Source organism: Pseudomonas sp. WJP1 (assembly GCF_028471945.1).
GTDB lineage: Bacteria > Pseudomonadota > Gammaproteobacteria > Pseudomonadales > Pseudomonadaceae > Aquipseudomonas.
Map to the genome: position 1 here is coordinate 2831847 of NZ_CP110128.1, position 23379 is coordinate 2855225.

21 protein-coding genes and 2 pseudogenes are annotated in these 23379 nt (G+C 63.0%); 12 read left to right on the forward strand and 11 right to left on the reverse strand.

The window, feature by feature from the left end; translation table 11 throughout:
* Positions 1-197: 197 nt before the first annotated feature.
* Both OH720_RS12885 and OH720_RS12890 read right to left on the reverse strand, forming a co-directional pair.
* Positions 198-653, reverse strand: a complete 456-nt coding sequence (locus OH720_RS12885) for a glycine zipper 2TM domain-containing protein (protein WP_180207047.1) — start codon at positions 651-653, stop codon at positions 198-200.
* 134 nt (positions 654-787) lie between these two features.
* A complete protein-coding gene (locus OH720_RS12890; RefSeq protein WP_272605919.1) occupies positions 788-1066 on the reverse strand; it encodes a Rho-binding antiterminator in 279 nt (92 codons plus the stop codon).
* Positions 1067-1400: 334 nt separating this feature from the next.
* Between OH720_RS12890 and OH720_RS12895 the strand changes: the two genes are divergently transcribed.
* The 5 genes and pseudogenes from OH720_RS12895 to OH720_RS12920 form a co-directional block, all read left to right on the forward strand.
* Positions 1401-2738, forward strand: a complete 1338-nt coding sequence (locus tag OH720_RS12895; protein WP_272605920.1) for an MFS transporter — start codon at positions 1401-1403, stop codon at positions 2736-2738.
* 25 nt (positions 2739-2763) lie between these two features.
* Entirely contained in the window at positions 2764-4026 is a 1263-nt protein-coding gene (locus OH720_RS12900; protein ID WP_272605921.1) for a gallate dioxygenase, read from the forward strand.
* A 136-nt stretch (positions 4027-4162) separates the two neighbouring features.
* The gene (locus OH720_RS12905) at positions 4163-5404 is read left to right on the forward strand and encodes an OprD family porin (RefSeq protein WP_272605922.1); all 1242 of its coding nucleotides are present in this window, start codon (positions 4163-4165) and stop codon (positions 5402-5404) included.
* 33 nt (positions 5405-5437) lie between these two features.
* Positions 5438-5524, forward strand: a pseudogene (locus OH720_RS12910) (outer membrane lipoprotein carrier protein LolA); the annotation flags it as partial.
* 137 nt (positions 5525-5661) lie between these two features.
* Positions 5662-5781 (forward strand): annotated as a pseudogene (locus OH720_RS12920) (outer membrane lipoprotein carrier protein LolA); the annotation flags it as partial.
* Here the strand turns inward: OH720_RS12920 and OH720_RS12925 are convergent.
* Positions 5777-6991: a LysR family transcriptional regulator gene (locus OH720_RS12925; RefSeq protein WP_272605923.1), complete on the reverse strand. Its 1215-nt coding sequence runs from the start codon at positions 6989-6991 to the stop codon at positions 5777-5779. The pseudogene OH720_RS12920 and the gene OH720_RS12925 overlap by 5 nt on opposite strands.
* A gap of 156 nt (positions 6992-7147) precedes the next feature.
* On the opposite strand from OH720_RS12925, the gene galB reads away from it, so the two are divergent.
* The 6 genes from galB to OH720_RS12955 all read left to right on the forward strand — a co-directional run bounded on the left by galB (position 7148) and on the right by OH720_RS12955 (position 13576).
* On the forward strand, positions 7148-7882 hold the full coding sequence (gene galB / locus OH720_RS12930; RefSeq protein ID WP_272605924.1) for a 4-oxalmesaconate hydratase: 735 nt from the start codon (positions 7148-7150) through the stop codon (positions 7880-7882).
* Positions 7879-8595 (forward strand): 4-carboxy-4-hydroxy-2-oxoadipate aldolase/oxaloacetate decarboxylase, encoded by a 717-nt coding sequence (locus OH720_RS12935; protein ID WP_272605925.1) that lies wholly within the window; start codon positions 7879-7881, stop codon positions 8593-8595. The genes galB and OH720_RS12935 overlap by 4 nt, the downstream gene beginning before the upstream one ends.
* 2 nt (positions 8596-8597) lie before the next feature.
* Complete coding sequence (locus OH720_RS12940) at positions 8598-9668, forward strand: 4-oxalomesaconate tautomerase (RefSeq protein ID WP_272605926.1); 1071 nt, start codon at positions 8598-8600, stop codon at positions 9666-9668.
* Positions 9669-9730: 62 nt separating this feature from the next.
* A complete protein-coding gene (locus OH720_RS12945) occupies positions 9731-10951 on the forward strand; it encodes a helix-turn-helix domain-containing protein (RefSeq protein WP_272605927.1) in 1221 nt (406 codons plus the stop codon).
* Between the two features lie 35 nt (positions 10952-10986).
* Positions 10987-11616, forward strand: a complete 630-nt coding sequence (locus tag OH720_RS12950; protein WP_272605928.1) for a Vgb family protein — start codon at positions 10987-10989, stop codon at positions 11614-11616.
* 949 nt (positions 11617-12565) lie between these two features.
* Complete coding sequence (locus OH720_RS12955) at positions 12566-13576, forward strand: GlxA family transcriptional regulator (protein ID WP_272605929.1); 1011 nt, start codon at positions 12566-12568, stop codon at positions 13574-13576.
* A gap of 46 nt (positions 13577-13622) precedes the next feature.
* Here the strand turns inward: OH720_RS12955 and OH720_RS12960 are convergent, their stop codons facing one another.
* The 7 genes from OH720_RS12960 to OH720_RS12990 form a co-directional block, all read right to left on the reverse strand.
* Positions 13623-14483 (reverse strand): CAP domain-containing protein, encoded by an 861-nt coding sequence (locus tag OH720_RS12960; protein ID WP_272605930.1) that lies wholly within the window; start codon positions 14481-14483, stop codon positions 13623-13625.
* 288 nt (positions 14484-14771) lie between these two features.
* Positions 14772-15149 (reverse strand): RidA family protein, encoded by a 378-nt coding sequence (locus OH720_RS12965; RefSeq protein WP_272605931.1) that lies wholly within the window; start codon positions 15147-15149, stop codon positions 14772-14774.
* A gap of 28 nt (positions 15150-15177) precedes the next feature.
* The gene (locus tag OH720_RS12970; protein WP_272605932.1) at positions 15178-15900 is read right to left on the reverse strand and encodes a DUF3726 domain-containing protein; all 723 of its coding nucleotides are present in this window, start codon (positions 15898-15900) and stop codon (positions 15178-15180) included.
* Between the two features lies 1 nt (position 15901).
* Positions 15902-17617, reverse strand: a complete 1716-nt coding sequence (locus OH720_RS12975) for a hypothetical protein (protein ID WP_272605933.1) — start codon at positions 17615-17617, stop codon at positions 15902-15904.
* A 23-nt stretch (positions 17618-17640) separates the two neighbouring features.
* Positions 17641-19194 (reverse strand): BCCT family transporter, encoded by a 1554-nt coding sequence (locus tag OH720_RS12980; RefSeq protein ID WP_272605934.1) that lies wholly within the window; start codon positions 19192-19194, stop codon positions 17641-17643.
* Between the two features lie 126 nt (positions 19195-19320).
* The gene (locus tag OH720_RS12985) at positions 19321-20307 is read right to left on the reverse strand and encodes a dipeptidase (RefSeq protein WP_272605935.1); all 987 of its coding nucleotides are present in this window, start codon (positions 20305-20307) and stop codon (positions 19321-19323) included.
* A gap of 13 nt (positions 20308-20320) precedes the next feature.
* The gene (locus OH720_RS12990; RefSeq protein WP_272605936.1) at positions 20321-21763 is read right to left on the reverse strand and encodes an aldehyde dehydrogenase family protein; all 1443 of its coding nucleotides are present in this window, start codon (positions 21761-21763) and stop codon (positions 20321-20323) included.
* Between the two features lie 91 nt (positions 21764-21854).
* Between OH720_RS12990 and OH720_RS12995 the strand changes: the two genes are divergently transcribed.
* The gene (locus OH720_RS12995) at positions 21855-22751 is read left to right on the forward strand and encodes a LysR family transcriptional regulator (protein ID WP_272605937.1); all 897 of its coding nucleotides are present in this window, start codon (positions 21855-21857) and stop codon (positions 22749-22751) included.
* Here the strand turns inward: OH720_RS12995 and OH720_RS13000 are convergent.
* On the reverse strand, positions 22745-23374 hold the full coding sequence (locus OH720_RS13000) for a helix-turn-helix transcriptional regulator (protein ID WP_272605938.1): 630 nt from the start codon (positions 23372-23374) through the stop codon (positions 22745-22747). The two genes, OH720_RS12995 and OH720_RS13000, sit on opposite strands and share 7 nt — an antisense overlap.
* Between the last annotated feature and the right edge of the window lie 5 nt (positions 23375-23379).

The following is a 23379-nucleotide window of genomic DNA, read 5'->3' on the forward strand; positions in this document are numbered from 1 at the left end:
GTCGTGTGCGTTTAGATCGCATCCGATGTAATTAATACTCCTCCGGAACCCGATCGACGTCAAGGGGTATATCGCAACCTGGGCGACGAGCGGTCGAGGTCCATGCCGTAGGGTTGTTCAAAAAAAATGCCCCGAGCTATTCAGGCTCGGGGCATTCCATTGACGCTAGACCAGCGATTCCCGGTTGTGGCTGATGATCAGCTTTGCGGCACTACCCGAGCTTCATTGCCGGTGCCTTCGATATAAACACTCTGGCCTTTGCTGAGTGCGGCATTGACCGGCTGAGTCACCGATACCAGAACGCCGCTTTTCGTGCGCACGATAATCTGCTGGGCTTGTTGCGGTTGATCGTATTTTTTCTTCTCGGCGTAGTTGCCGCCCGCCGCACCCGCGAGGGCGCCAGCGACCATGGCGACATCTCGCCCGGTGCCCGAACCGATCAGGCTACCGATTCCCACGCCCGCGAGTCCGCCAAGAATGGCGCCGACGCCGCTGTCGTGATTGGTCTGCATCTGCGTCATGGTGATCTGCTCGATTTTCCCTGAGCGGATTTCCATCTCGCCGGCGCCACCGCTGCCAGCGTCGACGGCGGCGCAGGCGCAAAGCACCAGACTTACAAGCGTGATAGTTAGCCAGGAAGCGGTGTTTTTCATGTTGAACTCCATCATCCAGGGGAAGCGGTTCATTCAAACGCAGCAACACACGTTAGACGAAGGAGACTAGCACAGGGCCCTGCGGCCGCCGCCGGTGCTGCGCACGGCGACAGGTCGCTGGTCTGACAGCGCCCTCAGAACGTGCAGGAGGCAGCGGAAAATACCACCCGGCCGAACTGCGCATTGGCGTCCAGTGGCGTGATGGCGAGCAATTGGTCCAGGCGGATCTCCTGCTGGCCGTCGGCCGTTTCAAGGCGCAGAAACTCTTCCTTGTCGCTGGAGGTGCGCGTGGTCAACGCGGTGGCGACCAGGCGTGCGCCATCGTGCAATTCGATGTCCAGTCGATAGCCGCGCATACAGGCGATCTCCAGATAGTCATGCAGGTCGCAGTTCATGGGCTGGTAGGGGTTCATGTCGTTACTCCTGACAACCTTGCGGTCGGTTCAACGTGGCAGAACTGGCAGCGGTCCTGGGCAATATCTTCGTCCTGGTTGTCCTGTTCATCAAGGAGCCGGCTCGCTCCACATTCGAATGCATTCCCCTGCAGGAGCATGCTCGCTCCTGCAGACCTCACCCCGAACATCACCCGATAAGAAAAACCGATACCCGCTTAAGGATTTCCCAGAGGCGGGGCAGGCACCTGCGGCTTTAGAGTCACGCCCAACGTTCGACGGGTTGGATGGCTCATGGGCCTGCCGCCATTGCCGAGCCTCTCGCAATTTCTACAAAAATAAGAAGGTGATATGCATGAGTCACGAGACGGTCGATATCAAGGCGTGGATCGACAACCGACCGGTTGCCGGCTACCAGTGGCTCATAATGAGCCTGTGTTTCTTCGTGGTGCTGTTCGATGGTTTTGACGTCGCGGTCATGGGCTTTATCGCGCCTTCGCTGATCCAGGAGTGGGGGCTGTCCAAAGCGGCCTTCGGCCCGGTGATGGGCGCCGGCATGGTGGGCCTGGCCATTGGCGCCTTGACCGCCGGTCCTTACGCCGACCGCCTGGGGCGCAAGAAAGTGCTGTTGATCGCCGTGACCGGTTTCAGCGTGCTGAGCCTGGCCTGTGCCTTTGCCCGCAACCCCTACGAACTGGCAGCCCTGCGGCTGTTGACCGGCGTGGCCCTGGGCGCGGCGATGCCCAATACCACCACGCTACTCTCTGAATACCTGCCACAGCGTAATCGCTCGCTGTTCATCACCATCATGTTCACCGGTTTCAACATGGGCTCGGGGATGGGGGGCTTGTTGGCCGCCTGGTTGATCCCAAATCACGGCTGGCAATCGGTGCTGCTTGCGGGCGGCATCCTGCCGTTGGTGTTGCTGCCGTTCCTCTGGTTGCTGTTGCCCGAGTCCCCGCGTTTCCTGGCGGCGCATAATGCGCCAGCGAGCCAGATCGCCAAGGTGCTGAACAAGTTGGGCGGGCACTTTTCGGCGAGCACCACATTTACCATCAGCGAACCTCAGGTCCAGCACAAGGCGCCGGTGCGCATGTTGTTCACCGAGGGCTATCGCTTCGGCACGCTGGCACTGTGGATGACCTACTTCATGGGCCTGCTGGTGATCTACCTGACCATGGGCTGGATGCCGACCCTGCTGCGCGAAGGTGGCCTGTCCATCGAACGCGCGGCGACCATCACCGGCCTGTTCCAGATCGGCGGCACGGTCGGTGCGATCGTGGTCGGCTGGGCCATGGACCGACGTAATCCCAACGCCGTCATTGCGACCTCCTATTCATTGGGCGGGGCGTTCATCCTGCTGCTGGGGGCCTTCAGCCTCGAGTCGAGCCTGTTGGCGTTCGGCGTGGTCGCGGCGGGCTTCTGCATGAGCGGCGCGCAGACCGGTCTCAATGCTTTCGCGCCCGGCTACTACCCAACCGATTGTCGCGCTACGGGGGTGAGCTGGATGCTGGGTATCGGCCGCTTCGGCGCTATCTTTGGCTCTCTCATCGGTGGTGCGGTGCTCAGCCTCGGGTTGGGCCTGCCGGTGCTGTTCACCCTGTTGAGCGTGCCGGCCTTCATCGCCGCGCTGGCGATCCTGGCCAATGGTCATGCACGGCGTCGGGTCAACCGCGCGGTACTGGCGCAATAATTTTCTTCGAACACAGGAATTACACATGGCACGCATCATCGGTGGTCTCGCTGTCTCCCACACCCCAACCATCGGCTTCGCAGTCGATCACGACAAACAGAATGAGGCGGCCTGGGCGCCGATCTTCGAAGGCTTCGAACCGATCAAGGTGTGGTTGAAGGAGCAACAGCCGGATGTGTTGTTCTACATCTTCAACGACCACGTGACGTCGTTTTTCTTCGACCATTACGGCGCGTTCTCGCTGGGCGTGGATGAGCGTTACGAAGTCGCGGACGAGGGCGGTAACCCGCGCTCATTGCCCGCGGTCGGCGGGCACGCGGCACTGTCGCGGCACATTGGCCAGAGCCTGATGGCCGACGAGTTCGACATGAGCTTCTTTCGCGACAAACCGCTGGACCATGGCTTCTTCTCGCCGATGTCGGCGCTGTTGCCGTGCACGCCTGCCTGGCCGGTGGAAATCGTGCCGTTGCAGGTGGGCGTGTTGCAGTTCCCGATTCCCAGCGCGTTGCGCTGCTACAAGCTGGGGCAGGCGCTGCGCCGAGCCATCGAAAGCTATCCCGAAGACTTGAAGGTGGCCATCGTCGCTACCGGTGGCGTGTCCCATCAGGTGCATGGCGAGCGTTGCGGTTTCAACAACCCGCAGTGGGACGAGCAGTTCATCGATCTGTTGGTCAACGACCCGCTGCGCCTGACCGAGATGACCCACGCCGAATACGCCACCCTGGGCGGCATGGAAGGCTCTGAAGTCATCACCTGGCTGATCATGCGCGGCGCGTTGTCGGCTACGGTGAAGAACCTGCATCAGGATTACTACCTGCCATCCATGACCGGCATCGCCACGCTGTTGCTGGAAAACCAGGACCGGCCGGTGCCCGCCGACGTCACCGCGCGCCATTTGCAGCACATGCAGCACCAGTTGGCCGGCATCGAAAAACTCGAGGGCACCTATCCGTTCACCCTGGAACGCAGCGCCAAGGGCTATCGGCTGAACAAGTTCCTGCATCGCATGATCGAGCCGCAATGGCGCCAGCGTTTTCTCGACGCGCCCGAGGCATTGTTCGAGGAAGGCGGCTTGAGCGAGGAGGAACGCGACCTGCTGCGCCGCCGCGACTGGCGCGGGTTGATCCAGTACGGGGCGATCTTCTTCGTGCTGGAAAAACTTGCGGCGGTGCTTGGGATTCCCAACTTGCAGGTGTACGCCGCGATGCGCGGCCAGGGCCTGGACGAGTTCATGAAAACCCGTAACCAGCAGGTGCTGTACTCGGTGGCGGGTAAAGCGCCGCGCTGATCACCCGGGGCTGACGCGTCTTCGGCAAACGGCGACTCTCCCCGAGTCGCCATCCCTCATTTTCGTTTGACCTCACTGTGCCCGGCACTGACGGGCGCAGGGCATTCCCTTACCCAAAAACCGGACAACAATAACAATGAAAAATACCGTCAATTCGCGGATCGTCTGCACCCTGGCTGCCTTCTCCGTGCTTCCGGCCTCGGCTGCCGGTTTTATCGATGACGCTAGCGCCAACCTGAACCTGCGTAACTTCTACATCAATCGCAACTTCACCAACCCGGCTTACCCGCAAAGCAAGGCGGAGGAGTGGACGCAGAGTTTCATTCTCGACGCCAGGTCCGGCTTCACCCAGGGCGTGGTCGGGTTCGGCGTTGATGTGCTGGGTTTGTATTCGGTCAAGCTCGATGGCGGCCAGGGCACCGGCGGCACGCAGCTGCTGCCGCTCGATAGCGATGGACGTCCAGCCGATGACTTTGGCCGCCTGGCGGTCGCCGGGAAAATGAAAGTCAGGAAAACCGAACTGAAGGTCGGTGAGTGGATGCCGGTGCTGCCGATTCTGCGTTCCGACGACGGCCGCTCGCTGCCGCAAACCTTTCGCGGTGGCCAGGTCACTTCGCAGGATATCGACGGCTTGACGCTGTATGGCGGCCAGTTCCGGCAGAACAGCCCGCGCAACGATTCGAGCATGGACGACATGTTCATGCAGGGTAAAACCGGGTTTACCTCCGATCGCTTCAATTTCGTTGGCGGTGAATACAGCTTCAACGACAAGCGCACCTTGATCGGCCTGTGGAATGCCGAGCTCAAGGACATCTACCAGCAGCAATACCTGCAAATCGTCCACAGCCAGCCGCTCGGCGCCTGGACCCTGGGGGCGAACCTTGGTTACTTCTGGGGCCGCGAGGATGGTAGCGCCCGCGCTGGCGACCTGGATAACCGCACCTTCTCGGCCTTGCTCTCAGCCCGGTATGGCGGCAACACGTTCTACGTTGGCCTGCAGAAACTCACTGGCGACGATGCCTGGATGCGGGTCAATGGCACCAGTGGCGGCACCCTGGCCAACGACAGCTACAACTCAAGCTATGACAACGCCAGGGAAAAATCCTGGCAGGTGCGTCACGACTACAACTTCGTCGCCCTCGGCATTCCCGGCCTGACAGTGATGAACCGCTATATCAGCGGCAACAACGTGCACACCGGTGCAATCACCGACGGCAAGGAGTGGGGCCGCGAATCGGAACTGGCCTACACCGTGCAAAGCGGCGCGTTGAAAAACCTCAACGTCAAATGGCGTAACTCGAGCATTCGCCGGGACTACAGCAGCAACGAGTTCGACGAGAACCGCTTGATCGTCAGCTACCCGTTCAGCCTGCTCTAACGCCGAACCCCTGTGGGAGCGAGCCTGCTCGCGATGGTCGTCAACGATGACGCGGGAAACCTGGTACCCCGCGGCACCCTCAGGTTCTTCGCGAGCAGGCTCGCTCCCACAGTTGATTGTCACCATGCCCAGGATCCGTGTTCATGTAGGAGCGAGCCTGCTCGCGATGGTCTTCAACGATGACGCGGGAAGCCTGGTACCCCGCGGCGCCCTCAGGTTCATCGCGAGCAGGCTCGCTCCCACAGTTGATTGTCGCCATGCCCAGGATCCGTGATCTTGTAGGAGCGAGCCTGCTCGCGATGGTGGTCAACGATGACGCGGGATACCTGACACCCCGCGGCGCCCTCAGGTTTTTCGCGAGCAGGCTCGCTCCTACAGGACCCGAACCGCCTGTTCGCGGATCACCCGGCGAATCGTGTCCATCAAGGCCTGGGCCACCGGCGAATGCAGGCAGCCGGTGCGGTATGTCAGGCCGATGGCGCGGGTGGTCTGTTTCAGCTCCAGGGGCAGGATGCACAGCTCGCCGGAGGCGATCTCCTGTTCCAGTTGATGCGCGGATACCGCCGCGAGCATGTCCGAGCGCAGCAACAACCCGCGGATGATCGCCATGTCGGCGCTTTCCACCACCGGCCGGGGTGGCGCAATGCCGAAGCGGGTGAAACACTCATCGAGCATCTGCCGGGCCGGCGAACCGGCGCGGGGCAGCACCCAGCGGGCGGCGCTGAGTTCGTCGTGCAGGGTGGTTTTTGAAGAAAGCGGGTGATCACGCCGAGCCAGTACCACCATGTCTTCCGAGAGCAACGACTCGCCGGTCAAGTCGCTGGCGTAGTCCTGCGAGCGCAAGGCGCCGAAAATGAAATCGACATCGCCGGCGCGCAGCTCCGTCGCCAGCAGGTCGAATGGGCTTTCATTGGTGATCACCTGGATAGCCGGGTGCTCGGCCATCATGCGCAAAATCGCTTCTGGCAATATTCGCGTGCGTCCAAGGGGCAGGGCGCCGACATGCACCACCCCCTGCAGGGCGCCGCGCAGGGCGGTGATGTCCATCTCGATGTGGCGCAGCTCGTTCAGTGCCCGACGAATCGGGAACAGGATTTCATGGCTGGCGCGGGTCGGCTGCAGGCCGCGTGGCGTACGTTCGAAGAGCGTCTGGCCGCAGCCGTTTTCCATGACCTTGATGGTCGAGCTGATCGCCGGCTGACTCAGGCCCAAAAGGCTGGCGACAGTCTGCATATGGTGCGTTTCACAGAGTTTGATGAACACTTGCAGGCGTCGGGCCTGGAACAGGTAAAGCGGCTCGATCGCGCGTTTTTCCCCACCGGTCAACAGTCGCGGCACGCTTTCCAGCTCAGCCAGTACGCGGCGCGCACGGGGCAGCAGGCGTTCACCGTAATCAGTCAAACGCATGCCGTTGGCGTGGCGTTCGAACAGCGTCACGCCAAGTCGGGTCTCCAGCTCGGAAATCGACCGGGTCACCACTGACTGCGCCCGGTACAGGGCCACCGAGGCCTTGGAAACGCTGCCGTGATCGGCAACGCGGACGAACGCGCGCACGTGCATCAGGCTAGGTAGTTCAGTGGATTCCATAAGAAGGAGCCTTGCAAATCGATGTTCACATCGGACTATGCCGCCGCTCCGATCCAGTGGCAATAAAAAAAACGCATACCTGCAACAGTGCAACGCATTACTCCGTAGGCAGGGCCCGGTGCGATGCTCTTTCGAAACGCAGGAGGAGTATCCGCAATGATCGAGTCACCGAAAAACGCGCTGGTGGTCAGCGCTCACTCTGCAGATTTCGTCTGGCGCGCCGGCGGCGCTATCGCACTGCATGCGCAACAGGGTTACAACGTGCACATCGTCTGCCTGTCCTTCGGCGAGCGCGGTGAGTCCGCTAAGTTGTGGCGCAAGGGCGAGATGAGCGAAGCAAAAGTAAAAAGCGCGCGCCGCGAAGAAGCCCAGGCAGCCGCCGACATTCTGGGGGCCAGCGTCGAGTTCTTCGACATCGGCGACTACCCCATGCGCGCGGACAAGGAAACCCTGTTCCGCCTCGCCGATGTGTTTCGCCGGGTGCAACCGGAGTTCGTCCTCAGCCACTCGCAGAAAGACCCCTACAACTACGATCACCCGCTGGCCATGAACCTGACCCAGGAGGCGCGCATCATCGCCCAGGCCGAAGGTTACAAACCGGGCGAGAAAATCGTCGGCGCGCCACCGGTCTACAGCTTCGAACCGCACCAGCCCGAACAATGCGAATGGCGCCCCGATGTGCTGCTGGACATCACGTCAGTCTGGGACAAGAAGTACGCGGCCATCCAGTGCATGGCCGGCCAGGAACACCTGTGGGAGTACTACACCCGCGTCGCCCTGCAGCGCGGCGTGCAAGCCAAGCGCAATGTCGGGATCACCTCCAGCCGCGACATCGTCTATGGCGAAGGCTACCAAAGCATTTTCCCGCGCGTGACGGAGAACCTGGCATGAGCGAATTGATCGGCAAAACCGGCATTGTCGTGCGCAATATTGACCGGGCCGAGCGGGCGCTGGTCGACGAGCTGCAACGCTACGGCGTCGCGACCATTCATGAAGCGCAGGGGCGCAAAGGCCTGCTGGCGTCTTCGATCAGACCCATTCAGCGGGGCACCGTGATCAGTGGTTCGGCGGTGACGGTGCTGGTCGCACCGGGCGATAACTGGATGTTCCATGTGGCGGTGGAGCAGTGCCGTCCGGGGGATATCCTGGTGGTTGCCCCCAGCTCGCCCTGCACCGACGGTTACTTCGGCGACCTGCTCGCGACCTCGCTCAAGGCCCACGGCGTGCGCGCCCTGGTGATCGATGCCGGCGTGCGCGACACCCACACCTTGCGCGAGATGGCTTTCCCGGTCTGGTCCCGCGCCATCAATGCCCAGGGCACGATCAAGGAGACGCTCGGCTCGGTCAACCTGCCGCTGGTGTGTGGCGGTCAACTGGTCAACCCGGGGGATGTGGTGGTGGCCGATGACGATGGCGTGGTTGTCGTGCGCCGCGCCGAAGTCGCGCAAGTGGTCGAGGCCAGCCGTGCCCGCGCCGACCTGGAAGAACACAAGGCCATGCGCCTGGCCAAGGGCGAACTGGGGCTGGACATCTACAACATGCGCGCACGCCTGGCGGAAAAGGGCTTGCGCTACGTCGACAGCCTCGACGAGCTCGGAGACTGAGCATGGGCCAGAGACGGATTCCTTGCCTGTTGATGCGCGGTGGGACGTCCAAGGGGGCGTATTTCCTGGCGGGCGACTTGCCCGCCCAGCCGGCGCTGCGAGACCGCGTGCTTTTGGCGGTCATGGGCTCGCCGGATGCGCGGCAGATCGATGGCATCGGCGGTGGCGACTCGCTGACCAGCAAGGTGGCGATCATCCAGCCCTCCGCGCGCTTTGATGCCGACGTCGATTACCTGTTCGCCCAGGTGCTGGTCGATGAGCCGCGCGTGGACTATGGGCAGAACTGCGGCAACATCCTCGCCGGGGTCGGGCCGTTCGCCATCGAGCGCGGGCTGGTGGCCGTGCAGGGCGATGTGACCCCGGTGCGGATTTTCATGGAGAACACCGGGCAGATCGCGGTGTCCCATGTGCCCACGCCCCAAGGCGTCGTCAACTATGGCGGTGAAGCGCGGATCGACGGGGTGCCCGGTGGCGGCGCGCCGCTGATCGTCGAATTCGAGGATGTCGCGGGGTCCAGTTGCGGAGCGTTGTTACCCACCGGCCAGGCTGTCGATGTGTTAGATGGCATCGAGGTCACCTGTGTCGACAATGGCATGCCGGTGGTGCTGATCCGCGCTGCAGACCTCGGCCTGCGCGGCGATGAAAGCCCTGGGCAGCTCGATGCCGATGTTACGTTGAAGGCCCGGCTCGAATCGATCCGCTTGCAGGCCGGGCCACGCATGAGCCTGGGTGAGGTCAGCCAGCGCAACGTGCCCAAGATGTGCCTGATTGCGCCGGCACAGGCCGGCGGCGCGCTCAGCACCCGCACCTTCATTCCCCATCGCTGCCATACCAGCATTGGTGTGTTCGGTGCGGTCAGCGTGGCGGTTGGCTGTCTGATCGAGGGCAGTGTCGCGGCGGGCCTGGCCCGTATCGTCGAGGGGGACGTGAAGCAGCTTTCCGTGGAGCACCCCACCGGGGAATTCACCGTCGAACTGCGCCTGCAAGACAGCGTTCTGGTGGGGTGCGGACTGATGCGCACTGCAAGATTGCTGTTTGATGGAAACGTGTGTGTGCCGGATACGCTGTACTGAGGGGTGAGATAGACTCATACGGGGCTTATCACCGCAGGAGTGACACGCGTGGCAGGACTGCAATGGATTCGCTGATCACCGCCGCAGCGCAGGCGTTGGCGGCGGGCGATCCGCTGGGTGCGCTGGACCGGATCGCGTTGCGCGACGATGCGCCCGCGCTGGCACTGCGCGGTATCGCCATGGCGCAACTGGGTGATTTGACCCGGGCCAAGGCGCTGGTGCGCCGGGCTGCGCGGGCCTTCGGGCCGAAAGAAGTCGTGGCGCGGGCACGCTGCGTCGTCGCCGAAGCCGAGATCGCACTGGCGTCGCGGGATCTCGGCTGGCCGGTGCAGGCGCTGGAAGCGGCGCGGGTCACGCTGCAAGCCCACGGCGACCTGATCAATGCCGCCCACGCTCGGTATCTGGGCATTCGACGCTTGTTGCTGATTGGACGGCTTGATGAGGCCCATGGGCAACTCGTTGAACTGGACCCGGCAACGTTGCCGCCACCCTTGCGGGCGACCCATGAACTGGTCGTGGCAGGGATCGCGATGCGCCGCCTGCATTCCCAAGCTGCACGGGCCGCGCTCGCCAGGGCTGAGCTCGCCGCACAGCTCGCCGGGATTCCTGCGCTGTCTGCAGAAGTGGACAGTGCATCAGCCATTCTCAACAGTCCCGCCGCACACCAACTCGTCCGTGGCGAAGAACGGCCTCTGTTGCTCGACGAAGTGGAAGCGCTGCTCGCCTCGACGTCACTGGTGGTGGACGCTTGCCGCTCTGTCGTGCGTGGCGCGGGCATGTCGGTTTCCCTGTCCAGGCGTCCGATCCTGTTTTCCCTTGTGCGCGCACTCGCCGAAGCCTGGCCGGGGGATGTGCCCAGGGAGACCCTCATCGCCCGGGCCTTTCGTTTGAAGCTCAGTGATGACTCCCATCGAGCCCGGCTGCGGGTTGAAATCGGCCGCTTGCGCGCGGCGTTGAAACCCCTGGCTACGGTGACGGCCACCCGGCGCGGATTCGCCTTGGTTGCGCAGGTTTCACCGGACGTGGTGCTGCTCACACCACCGGTCGAAGAGAAATATGCAGCGGTGTTCGCCCTGCTTGGCGACGGCGAGTCCTGGTCGAGCTCGGCCCTGGCCCTGGCGCTGGGTAACAGCCAGCGCGGGGTGCAACGCGCGCTTGAAGCGCTGGCAGCCCAGGACAAGGTGCAGTTCTTCGGACAGGGGCGGGCGCGGCGCTGGCTGACCCCGCCGGTGCCCGGTTTCGCGACGACCTTGTTACTCCCGGTTCCGCTGCCCGGTGGCTAGGATGGCTCCACCAACCCCTTTGGAGGAACACCGAGATGAAACAGTCAGCCGCCCGGATCCTGCGTGAATATGGCCCTTTTGACGATGTCACTGACGTGCACGGCGTCACCTGGGACGGTCAGCAGGTGTGGTTTGCCACCACCGACAAGCTCCACGCCCTGGACCCCGATACCGGTCACTTGGTGCGCTCGCTCGATGTCGCCGCACATGCCGGCACCGCCTTCGATGGCACGCACCTGTTCCAGATTGCCGAGGACCGCATCCAGAAAGTCGACCCTCGCACCGGAGAAATCCTGGCCACGATCCCGGCCCCCGGCGGTGGCAACGATTCGGGGCTGACCTGGGCCGAAGGCTCGTTGTGGGTCGGTCAGTACCGCGAACGGAAAATCCACCAGATCGACCCCGAGACCGGGAATATCCTGCGCACCCTGCAATCCAACCGTTTTGTCACGGGGGTGACCTGGGTCGAGGGCACCCTGTGGCATGGCACCTGGGAAGGCGAGGAAAGCGAATTGCGCCGGGTCGACCCGAGCACTGGTGAAGTGCTGCAAAGCCTCAGGTTGCCGGACGGCATCGGAGTATCGGGGCTTGAGTCCGACGGTGGCGAGCGGTTTTTCTGTGGGGGTGGCAGTAGTGGACGGGTGAGGGTGGTGCAGCGGCCTTGAGGGGTTGATTTGGATTGGGTGTATATCCATTGCTGCGGTAACGGCCACCTAGGGTTTCGCCCTTACGGCGAGTCACTTGGAAAAACGGAACGCCGCCCGGCCCTAAGTAACCAAGGGCTCTTGCCCCTGGCGTTCGGTGCCTCGCTAAGGCTCGGCATACCCTCGCTCCGGTCCTGCTCCGTGGGTCGCCGCGATGGGCCATCCATGGCCCAGCGCGGCTAAACCGGCATCCATGCCGGTTTACCCACTGCGCAGAACCTCCACTCGGCCTCTCGAGGGGGCAAGAAAATCAAAAGCCAAAGCAGATCAAAAGCGCGCGAGGCGGCCTTAGAGCCGACCTGATCGGGAGCCGTACGCGTTCCCCCCCCCCCCCTGTAGGAGCCAGGCTTGCCGGCGAAGAACGATAACGCGGTACAACAGATACACCGCAGCGCCTGGTTCGCCGGCAAGCCTGGCTCCTACAAGGGATTGGGTTTCTGGAAAAAATCAGGTCGGCTTTAAGGCCGCCTCGCTTTTGTTTTTGATCTGGGTGCCCCGTTAACCACGCTGGCCGAACGCAGGCATTGCGCAGTGGGGAAACCGGCAGGACGCCGGTTTAGCCGCGCTGGGCCAGGGATGGCCCATCGCGGCGACCCACGGAGCAATGCCGGAGTGAGGGCATGCCGAGCCCTAGCGAGGCACCGAGTGGTGGGGCAAAGCCTTTTGCTTACTTTTCGGCGTTTGGAAAAGTGAGTCGCTGTAAGAGCGAAACCATAAGTAGCCGTTACCGCAGGAATGGATATGTACACCCCCAAGTTTTACATACGACCCCATGCTTAAGTGAACAGCATTGCGCTTGCTCATAGGGTACAACTGGCGTAAACAGAGCGCGCATCGATAGCCGCCGCGAGAGACGGCTATCGATGCGGGAAATATCACATCTTGTTCAACACGAAAGACGAGGCGAACGTTGGTAGAGCGACGTCAGTTCAGCGGTGCCATGAAGGGCAAAAACCTTCGCTACCTCAACGACCATGAAGGCCAGTCCGTGCGGGCCCGGGCCGGCTTCCTGCTGCTGGAACATTTTTCGTTGCCGGCATTCACCCAGGCGCTCGATACCATCGTCACCGCCAACCTGCTGCGGCCCGAGCTGTTCTCAACGAAAACCTTCGGTTTGTCCGAAGGGGAAGTCGTCAGCGATCTGGGGTTGGTGATTCGACCCGATGCGCGCCTTGACCCGGTGGAAATACAAACACTGGATCTGCTGGTTGTCTGCGGTGGCTACCGCACGGCGCTCAAGGCGGATGACGCGCTGACCGGCCTCTTGCAAGGCGCGGCCGAACAGGGCGTTACGCTGGCCGGCATCTGGAACGGCGCCTGGTTTCTCGGGCAAGCCGGTTTGCTGGATGGCTATCGCTGCGCCATACACCCGGAGCATCGTCCGGCGCTGGCGGAAATCGCCCGACTCACCCAGGTCACCAGCGAAGCCTATGTGGTGGATCGCGACCGCCTGACAGCGTCCAGCCCAACGGGTACTTTCTACATGGCCCTGGAGTGGATCAGGAGCTTGCACGACAAGGCGTTGACTGACGGTATCGAAGATATCCTGGCGTTCGAAGCGTCCCGATTCCGGCGCATCAAACCCTCCTTGAATGTGTCCGTCAGTGGCCCGCTGAGGGAGGTGGTCAACCTGATGGACGCGAATCTGGAAGAGCCGCTGGAGATGGAGGCGCTCTGCCTGTATGCCGGGCGGTCCCGTCGGCAGATCGAGCGCCTGTTCAAGGAACAGTTGGGCACGACACCCCAGCGCTACTACATGGACCTGCGCATCACTGAAGCGCGTCGATTGCTGCAGCACACCACATTGACCATTGTTGAAGTCTCAGTAGCCTGCGGCTTCGTTTCACCGAGCCACTTCAGCAAGTGCTACAGCGCCTATTTCGGTTACCGGCCGTCCCGGGAAACCCGGCTGGTGAAGTAACGGCTCGCTGAAGTACCGGGCATCGCGACGATGCCCGGTGCATGGGTTATTGCGCGCCGAACACCATTGTCCAGTAGACCCCTTGATCACTGCGTGCGTCCGTCGCATAGGCCGCACCCACTTGGGTGAACATCGGGTTCATCAGGTTGGCGCAATGCCCGGGGCTGGCCAGCCAGCCGGCCATGGCCTTGTTCGGTGAACCTTGGCCAGCGGCGATGTTTTCACCGATCTGCCGGCCACGGAAACCCGCGGCGCGCGCGCGGTCGGCGGGCATGTCGCCATCGGGGTCCTGGTGGGCGAAGTAATTGCCGTAGGCCATGGCTTTGCTGTGCCCTTGCGCCGCAGCGCCGAGGCTGGCATTCCAGGCCAGGGGCCGCGCGGCGGCGAAGCGTTGGCGACCGCACAGGCGCGGTTTGGCCCGGGCGGCGTTGACCTGGGCGAGCAAGGTTTTGCCGACACTACGCGGATCGCTTACCTGATTGTCCAGCACAGGTCGCGCCAGCACCACTTGCCATTCCCCGCGACTGCGACTGACGCCGATGTCGGCGTACTGGTTGTCCAGCAAGGCGGCGCAATGGTCACCCTGCAGCATCTCGAACGCCTCTTCGGCATCTCGCGCACCCACCACGCGGATGGAACGCACCGCCACGGCCTGGTATCCGGAAGTTTTCAAACGATCGCGCAAACCACCGCCGTAGCCGATCGGCAAGGCCAGGCTCGACTTCAGGGCCAGTGGCGACAAGCGTTGGGCGGGACGCCGTGCGCAGTCTTGCGGGTGGGCTCGGTAATCGTTGATGGCATCCACCAACTGTCGCTCCGCGCCGGCGTGGGCGGGGGTGGAAACCAAGGGCAGCGAGGTCAACAGGCACAGCGAAGTGAAGCGCAAGACGAGGGCGGTTGGGCGCATGGTGCGGACAGCTCTGATGAGATGACAACGATGGGGAGGAGGAAAAATGCCCGTCTAAGACTGGCGTCTTGAGACAAGGTTCAAGGTGGGGGGAGGCGTTTTGTTTGTCGGATCGTGCATCCGACGGAGGGTATGGGGGCGGTGCGACCCCGGCCGGCGAGGGCGTCGTAGAACATTGCCTTGATCTATCGGGCGCATTCGTCCGTAGGAGCCAGGCTTGCCGGCGAACCAGGCGCTGCGGTGCATCTGTTGCACCGCATTATCGTTCTTCGCCGGCAAGCCGGGCTCCTACAGGTCAAGACAGGCGTACACCACCAGCTCCACCAACATCTCCTCCCGAGCCAACCCCGCCACGACGATGGCCGCGCGGTTGGGGTAGGGGGCCTGGAAATACTCACCGTAAATCGCATTCACCGTCGCCAGGTAATGGCGGTCGGTGACATAGATCAGCACTTGGGTGACCGCGTCCAAGGTGCTGCCGGCGGCTTGCAGGGTATGACGCAGATTGTCCAGGGTCTGCCGGGTTTGCGCCTCGATGCCGCCACTGACGACCTGGCCTTCGCGGTCGATGGGGATCTGCGCGGTGTACAACGTGCCGTTGCCGACCACCGCCCATTCCAGTGGCGCGCGCGAGGCGAAAAGGTCGGTCTTGATCGCGTGTTTCATTGATTGATTCCTGATGCATTGCAAGGTTTTATCGGGCATCGCTGCTTTCGCCGGCACCACGCCGACGCGACTCCTCGGTGCTTTCCACCAGCACCCGCTCGCCGAGTTTTTTCAGTTGGGCCCAGACCTCGTCGTCGACGACCAGCCCCTCCGCGGGCTGCGAGTGGGTGGCAGGCTCGGCATCCTCGGCATCCTCGGCACTGAGTCGCGGCAGCAGCGTGAAGTGCCGGGAGATCAGCACATTGATGCTTTGTTCGTCGCTCTGCGCCGGTTGCGGCAGGTCATACACCCGCAGGGTCGGCCGGGTTTGCCCGGCGCTGAACGTGGCGACCATTTCCTGCCGCGCATCGCGCCAGTAGACGCAAAAATTCAGCGCCTCCGGGGCACAGCGCGCCAGGTAACCGAGCAGCAGGATGCGGTTGTGGCAATGGCGGATGCGGATCAACGCACTGCCGCCACGCAAGGCCTTGCCCACACCCAGCTCGACCGCCTGGGCGGCGCAGCGCAAGACACTTTGGCCATGGGCATCAAGGGTCAACTGCCCGGCGTCTTCGTAGCAGGTTTCGATCGGGCGATCGACTTCGTCGTGGAGGAAGGCCAGGGCCTTTTTCAACGCGCCGATGCCATCGAGGCCTTGCAGTTGCAGGCGCGCGATCATCTCGGCGGCGTCGTCGCAGTCACCGGGGGCGAAGCCGATGCCCTCGAAGGCCTTGCGGCAGATCACCTGGATTTCATTGAGCGAGACGCGCATATCAGTGTTCTCCGGCAGCGGTGGGCAGTGTCGGCATCACGGCGAAATTCCAGTCATCGGCGAAAGGCTGGCCAATTTCACTGACCAGCGGAGCCCCCTGGAACAAGGTGATGCGCACCCAGCGGCTGGACTTGGGGTCGAACTTGCCGGCGCCGAAGAACGCCAGTTTGCAGCGCAGCAGGTGGATTGGCAGCATGTTGCGGTCCATCAGGTTGGCGCGAATTTCCCCGAAGGCGCAACGGGCCATGCCCTGCAACCGGCACACGGTGCCTTTGAACGACGGCTGGGCGAGCAGGAAATGCGCGGTCAGTTGCTGCGGATGTTGTTCGCGGTAGGCCAGCAAGGCGCGGTGGCAACGCTGGATATTGTGGGCGATGCCCAGTTGCATTTCCTTTTCCGCGCCAGGCTCCATGGCGCGTTCCCCCAGGCGCGGTTCTTCCTTTTCCGCCGAGCGATACCAGAAGAAATGGTTGGCCTCGGCACCGCCAAGGTCGTAGTCGAGCGCCCAGCGGTAGCGGGTCTCGATCAGGGTGCACAGCGCGTCCAGCGGCATCTCTGCGTTCAGGCGAAAGCCCTCGTTGGCCGACATCTGCCCGGCCAGCGGATCGACCTGTTCGGGGTACAGTTCCAGCAGCAGGCTGACCAGCAGTTCCTGGCAGCCGAAGCCGGCGTTCAGTTCGGCCCGATCCTGCAGACGTGACCACAGATCGGCGCTGACAGGCTGACAGGCGAACCACTGGCTCAGTTGATCCAGATCGGCCAGGGTCTGTTGGTCGATTGCGCTTTGCCGTTGGTCCTCGGTGCTGGTTTGTTGCAGGTGCTGACGAGCCCGCTGCAACAATGCCTGGAACCGCTGCGCGCGGGGCGCGTCAGCCGGTTCAGCCACCACCCGCGCCAGTGCGGTTTCACGGGCATACACCCACTGGTCCACCAGTTGCGGGTGATTGACCAGGAAGGGCGCCATGCCCAGCCCCGTGGAGTTGCCGACCCCCAGGTAGCGTTGCAGCTCGGCGTCCAGCCCGACCGCCCGTTGCGGATTGCGCGCCCGGGCCATGTGTTCGATCTGCTCGATGCTGAAATGCCGCAGCAGGTACACGGTGAACATCTGCGCGCTGAACGGTTGGGTGAAGTCGGCACTGCCTTGCAGGCAACTGAAGTCGGCGATGCCGAACTTGCCGTTGCCGTACACGGCGGTAGTGCGATACAGGTAGCCGACCTCGGCCAGTTGCCGTGGGTCTGGCTGGCAACCTTCCGCCAGCGCCCCGAGGAAGCGCTCGAAGTTGCGCAGGCTGCGGTTGGCCCGGGACAGCACCAGCACCCGCGCATCGAAACGCCCGGCCTCCTGCAACGGCACGTTGCGCTGTAAATCGGCCAGTTGCGCCTCGTCGACATCGCCGGCCAGCAGCACGAAGCTGACGTCCCATTGATCGGCGATGACCCGGTCACTGCGTTTTTCCGGCGGCAGGTACGCCGAGAAAATCACGCAGTGATAGTGGGCACTGGCGGTGTCGATCCGGTAGATCGTCGTGCCGAAGCCTTCGGCGTCGAGGTCGAAGCGAGTGCGCTCGATACGCCATTGCTCGTTCATCATCTTGCGCATGCTGCTGCGCACGAAACTCAGGCGGCTCTGGAAGTGACTGCCCAGCCGCTCCAGGTCCATGACCCGGGCGGCAGGGCGCAAGGCCGAAGAGGTGTCTGTGTCGGTGTGCGACATCATTGCGATTCCTGGACTGTTCATCATCAGACTGCCTGTTCCCGAGCCATCTGGCGGGCGATGCGCAATGCATCCCAGAGCGACGGCAGGATCAGCAGCGAAACCGGTACGGCGGTAATTACGATAAAGGATTGCAGCGCGGTGACCCCCCCCGAGCCAATGGTGATCAGCACCACGGCGGCCAGGCCCATGCCGATTGCCCAGAAGGCGCGCAGCCATGCCTTGGGCTTGTCATTGCTCGACATTGCCATCGCCACGGTGAAGGCCATGGCATCGCCATTGGTGGCCACCGAAATGAAGCTCAGGAACAGGAACAGCGCCGAGATCAGCCCGCCCAGCGGCAGGTTCTGGGTCACGCCCAACAGCAGGTCTTCAGGCTGTGCGCCGTGGGCGGTGACGATGCCCGGGGTTTGCAATTCCATGCCGATGCCGGCGCCACCAACAATGGTGAACCAGAACATGGTCACCAACGGGGCGATGATCGACAGGGTCATGATCACTTCACGGATGGTCCGGCCCCGGGAAATCTTCGCCACGTACAGCGCCACCATCGGTGCGTAACCGATGAACCAGCCCCAGTAGAACACCGTCCACCAGTCCAGCCATTTCGGATCGGCACGGAACAGGGTCATCGGGATGAACTGTTCAATGTGCAAGGCAAACGCCGTGGGGAAACCACCGAGGATGAACGCGGTGGGGCCGAGCAGCACCATGAACACCGCCAGGCCGATCATCAGCCAGACGTTGATCCCGCTGACGAAGCGGATGCCCTCGAGCCCGACCAGGCAGGAGATGGTGTACATCACCGTGACCAGCACGATGGTGATGGACTGCACCATCAGGTCATTGGGAATGCCCCACACCGAATGCAACGCGCTGCTGATCTGCAGGCCGAGGAAACCGATCGGGCCGATGGTGCCGGCGACCACGGCGATGATCGACGTGGCATCGGCCAGGGTACCGATCGGCCCCTTGATTGCACGTTCGCCGAACAGTGGATAGAGCAGGGTACGCGGTGCCAGGGGCAAGCCTTTGTCGTAGTGCAGGTGCATCAGCACAATGGCCAGCAAGCTGCCCAATACCGCCCAGGCGAGGAAGCCCCAGTGCACGAAGGATTGCGCGAGCGCGGCGTGGCCAGCCGCTTCGGTATGCGCTTGCATGCCGGCGAACAGCGGTGGCGGGCTGGCGAAGTGCATCATCGGTTCCGCCGCCGCCCAGAAGGCGCCACCGCCGGCGAGCAGGGCGCACATGATCACGGCGATCCAGTTGAAAGTGCTGGTATCGGGACGCTGGTCGACGCCGCCGAGCCGGACGCGCCCGCACTTGCTGAAGCAGATGAACAGGCTCATGGCGAAGGTCGCCAGCATCAGGACCTGCCAGTACAGGCCGAAGAATTTCGTCGACCAGGCGAACAGCGTGTTGACCAGCAGCGACACGCCCTGGATGTCGACCAGGGCCGCGATCAGGAAGGCGCCGAGGAAGCCGCCACTGATCAGGAACAGCGGCCAGTCGATGTCTTTTTTCGGTGCGGACGCTTGCAGCGGCTGGCTGTCGGCTTGCAGTGTGGTGGTGGTTTTCATGATGCCTCCAAAATACGCGCCTGGGGCTGTGCATCGCCGGTCGGGGGGATGAACGGGAGGCTATTGTTGTTATTTTTCATGCTGTGCTGTCCTCACGGTGTGAAACCAGGGTCAGTGGATCAAGGGTCAGATTTGCGCGGTGGTCGCGCTTTCCAGCAGGCGCAACCAGTTGAGTCCCATGATGTTGCGTACCTCGTCCTCGGCGAAGCCACGGTCGCGCAGGCCCTGGGCGATGATCGGGAAATCCCGGCTGTCGCGGAACCATTGCAGCGGTGACGGCCAGTGGGCGTTGTCCTTTGAGCCCTCGCCGTAGTCCTTGTCTTTGCTCCAGCGCCCGTTGCGCATCCATTCGAGCACTTGCAGGGGTTGCTGCTGGCACAGGTCGGTGCCGATGCCGATGTGCTCCACGCCCATCAGTTCGGCCGTGCTGGCGACCATGTCGCAGAACGATTCCAGGCTGCAGCCCGACGCGCCCTTGAGGTGGAACGGGTAGGTGCTGAAACCGAGCAGGCCGCCGGACTCGGCAATCGCCTGCAGCACGGCATCAGACTTGTTGCGCTTGGCGGCGTGGAAACTCGACGGGTTGGCGTGGGAGATGATCACCGGCCGGCTCGACAGCTCAATGGCTTCCAGGGTGCTGCGTTCGGCGCTGTGGGACATGTCGATGAGCATGCCGACGCGGTTCATCTCGGCGATGACCTGGCGGCCGAAGCGGCTGATGCCGTTGTCTTCGTTCTCGTAACAGCCGCTGGCCAGCAGGCTCTGGTTGTTATAGGTCAGCTGCATGATCAACACGCCGAGCTGGCGGAAGACCTCGACCAGGCTGATGTCGTCTTCGATGGGCGAGCAGTTCTGGAAACCGAAGAAGATCCCGACGCGGCCTTCCTGGTGGGCCAGGCGAATGTCCGAGGCCTCACGCACCGGACGGATCAGCTGCGGCCAGGTTTCGAAGCGGCGGTTCCATTCGCCGATGCGCGACAGGGTTTCCCGGGCGTTCTCGTGGTAGGCAATGGTGGCGTGCACCGCGCTCAGGCCGCCGGCCTGCATCTGGCGAAAGATGTCTTCGCTCCAGGCGGAATATTGCAGGCCATCGATCATCAATAAATCGTGCATGGTGATCTCCCGTTCAAGGTCGCACGTAGGTGGTCTTGACCACGGTGTAGAACTCGCGGGCGTATTGCCCTTGCTCGCGCGGACCGAAGCTCGAGTTTTTGCGGCCGCCGAACGGCACGTGGTAATCGGTGCCGGCAGTGGGCAGGTTGACCATCACGCAACCGGTACGGGCGCGGCGCTTGAAGTCGCTGGCATAACGCAGCGACTGGGTGATGATTCCGGCGGTCAGGCCATATTCGGTGTCGTTCAGTACGGCCAGGGCCTGCTCGTAGTCGCTCACCCGGATCACGCAGGCAATCGGCCCGAACACTTCTTCGCGGTTGATGCGCATCTGGTTGGTGGTGTGGGTGAACAGCGCGGGGCGCATGTAGTGCCCGGCCGGTTCCAGGGCGAGCAAGTCGCCGCCTTCGACCAGGGTCGCGCCGTCTTCCTGGGCCAGGCGCAGATAATCAAGGTTCTGTTGCAGTTGCCGGGCTTCGGCGACGGGGCCGATCTGCACCCCTTGTTCAAGGGCATGGCCGACTTTCAGCTGGCGCATGCGTGCGACCAGTGCTTCGACGAACCGGTCATGGATGCCGTCGCAGACGATCAGGCGCGAGGAGGCGGTGCACTTTTGCCCGGTGCCGAAAAAGGCACCGTTCAAGGCGCATTCGACGGCGATGTCGAGGTCTGCATCATCCAGCACGACCAAGGCGTTCTTGCTGCCCATCTCCAGCTGGCAGCGCACCAGGTTGCCGGCGGTGGCCACCGCGACGCGGCGGCCGGTCTGCAGGGAACCGGTGAACGTCAGCGCATCGATATCGGCCGACTGGATCAGGCTTTCGCCCACCACGCTGCCACTGCCCATCACCAGGTTGAAGGTGCCTGCGGGCAGGGGCTGGCGGCTGATGATCTCGGTCAGGGCCCAGGCGCTGGCAGGCACCAGGTTGGCCGGCTTGAATACCACGGCGTTGCCGAAGGCCAGGGCCGGGGCGATCTTCCACGCGGCGGTGGCCATCGGGAAGTTCCACGGGGTGATGATGCCGACCACGCCCACCGGTTCGCGCTGGACTTCGATCTCGATCCCGGGACGTACCGAGGCAGCCGTCTCGCCCATCTGGCGCAACACTTCGGCGGCGTAGTAGTGGAAGAATTGCGCGCTGCGATGGACTTCACCGATGCCCTCGGCCAGCGGCTTGCCCTCTTCGCGCGAGAGCAGTTCGCCGAGCTCTTGCTTGCGCGCCATCAGCTCGTCGCCGATCGCCATCAGGATTTGCTGGCGCTGTTCCAGGCCGCTGGCCGCCCACTGTGGCTGGGCGTCACGGGCCGCCGCGATGGCGTCCAGGGTCTGTTCGGCGCTGGCCTGGTGGTAGTGCCCAATCAGGTCTTCGACATCCGAAGGGCTGTGGTTGGCGATAAGACCCTGGCCTTCGCACCAGTTGCCGCCAATGAAATTTTTGTAGGGTTGCAGTGCCATGGGAACCTCCGATTGCGTTGGTCCCATCTTGAGAGTATTACTCTGCAAATAAAAATTAATAATAAATATGAAACGATAAGGAAAACTAACCGTGTTGCCCGAGCTGAAGATCACCCAACTGCGTTATTTCGTGCTCGTCGCCCAGCTCAAAAGCTTCCACGGCGCGGCCCGGCAGGCATATCGCACGCAACCGGCGTTGTCGTTGGCCGTGCGCGAGCTGGAACAGAAGCTCGGCCAGCCACTGTTCGAAAAGGGCGGTAAAACCGAGCTGACGCCGTTTGGCGCGCACTGTCTGCCGCTGTTCCAGGATTTGCTCGCCCATCACGATCGCATCGCCCGGGAAGTGAGCCTGCTGGCGCGGCACGAAATCGGCCAGGTGAGCATTGCCACGGTTCCGTCAGTGGCCAGCCGCTTGTTGCCGAGCCTGCTCGCGCGGTTCGTGGGCGAGCACCCGAAAATGCAGATCAGCATCCAGGACGGCACCGCCGACAGCGTGCAGCAGCTGTTGGTCCAGGGGCAGGTGGATTTTGCCATCAGCAGCGTGTGGGTGGCGGATGAGAACATCGAGTTCGTGCCGATCCTGAGCGACCGGGTCGGGGTGGTCTGTCGGCATGATCATCCGCTGGTGGCCAACGGCGGGGCGCTGCACTGGTCCAGCCTGCAAGCCTACCCGCTGGTGCGCAACGGTACCTCGCGCCTGCTGGCGGGAACCGATGCGGAAGGCTTGCTCGACAGCAGCCTGCTGTTCGTCTCCAACATGATTTCACTGATCGCAATGCTCGAAGAGGGCATCGGCATCACGACCTTACCGTCCCTGGCTTTTCCCAAGGGCAATGAACAGCTGGTGTTTCTGCCCCTGGCCGAGCCCCGGGTGGAACGCCAGATCGGCATTCTGTGTCGCAAGGGCCATAGCCTGTCGCCGGCGGCGGCCGAGTTGATGGGGTTTCTGCGGGCGCAGATGCAGATGCCCGGGCTGCAAGGTCAGTGATGGGGCGGTGGCTCCGCCGGCCGTAGTTTGAAACGGCAGACAGTGCCGCCGCGCACCATGCATTCTGTGTGATCGACTTCAGCGCCGCCCAGTGCGCCGATCAACGCCAGGTCCAGTTCACAAACGACCGGGTGCGCGGCGGCGAGACGGTGAAACACGCAGTTGTGGGCGACGATTTCCGGATCGCCGGACGAGCGAAAAAACACCTCGGCTTCATAGCCCGCCTGATTCATGTGCTGCACGATCTTCGCTTCATCGACGACCTGCTGTTCGCGGTCCAGGGCCAGTTTGCGACCCAGGTTGCGCATCAGCGTTGCCAGCGCCTCGGGGCCGATGATGTCGGCCACTTCATCGATCAGCGCGCTGGCGAGCAGTTGGTACTGGCGCGGGAACTGCTCCCTGGCGTGGTCGGTGAGTTGATACAGCTGCTCAGGACGACGCCCCGTCGGCCGGGTTTCGCCGCGCGACACCAGGCCATCACGCTCCAGCGCCGCCAGGTGTTGGCGAATCGCCGTGCGCGTGACGGCCAGATGCTCGGCCAGTTCGTCGATGCTCATGCCGCTGGCATGGTGCAGCAGCGCATTGAGCAGGTCCTGCTGGGTTCGACCCAGTCCTTGCAGCATGGTGT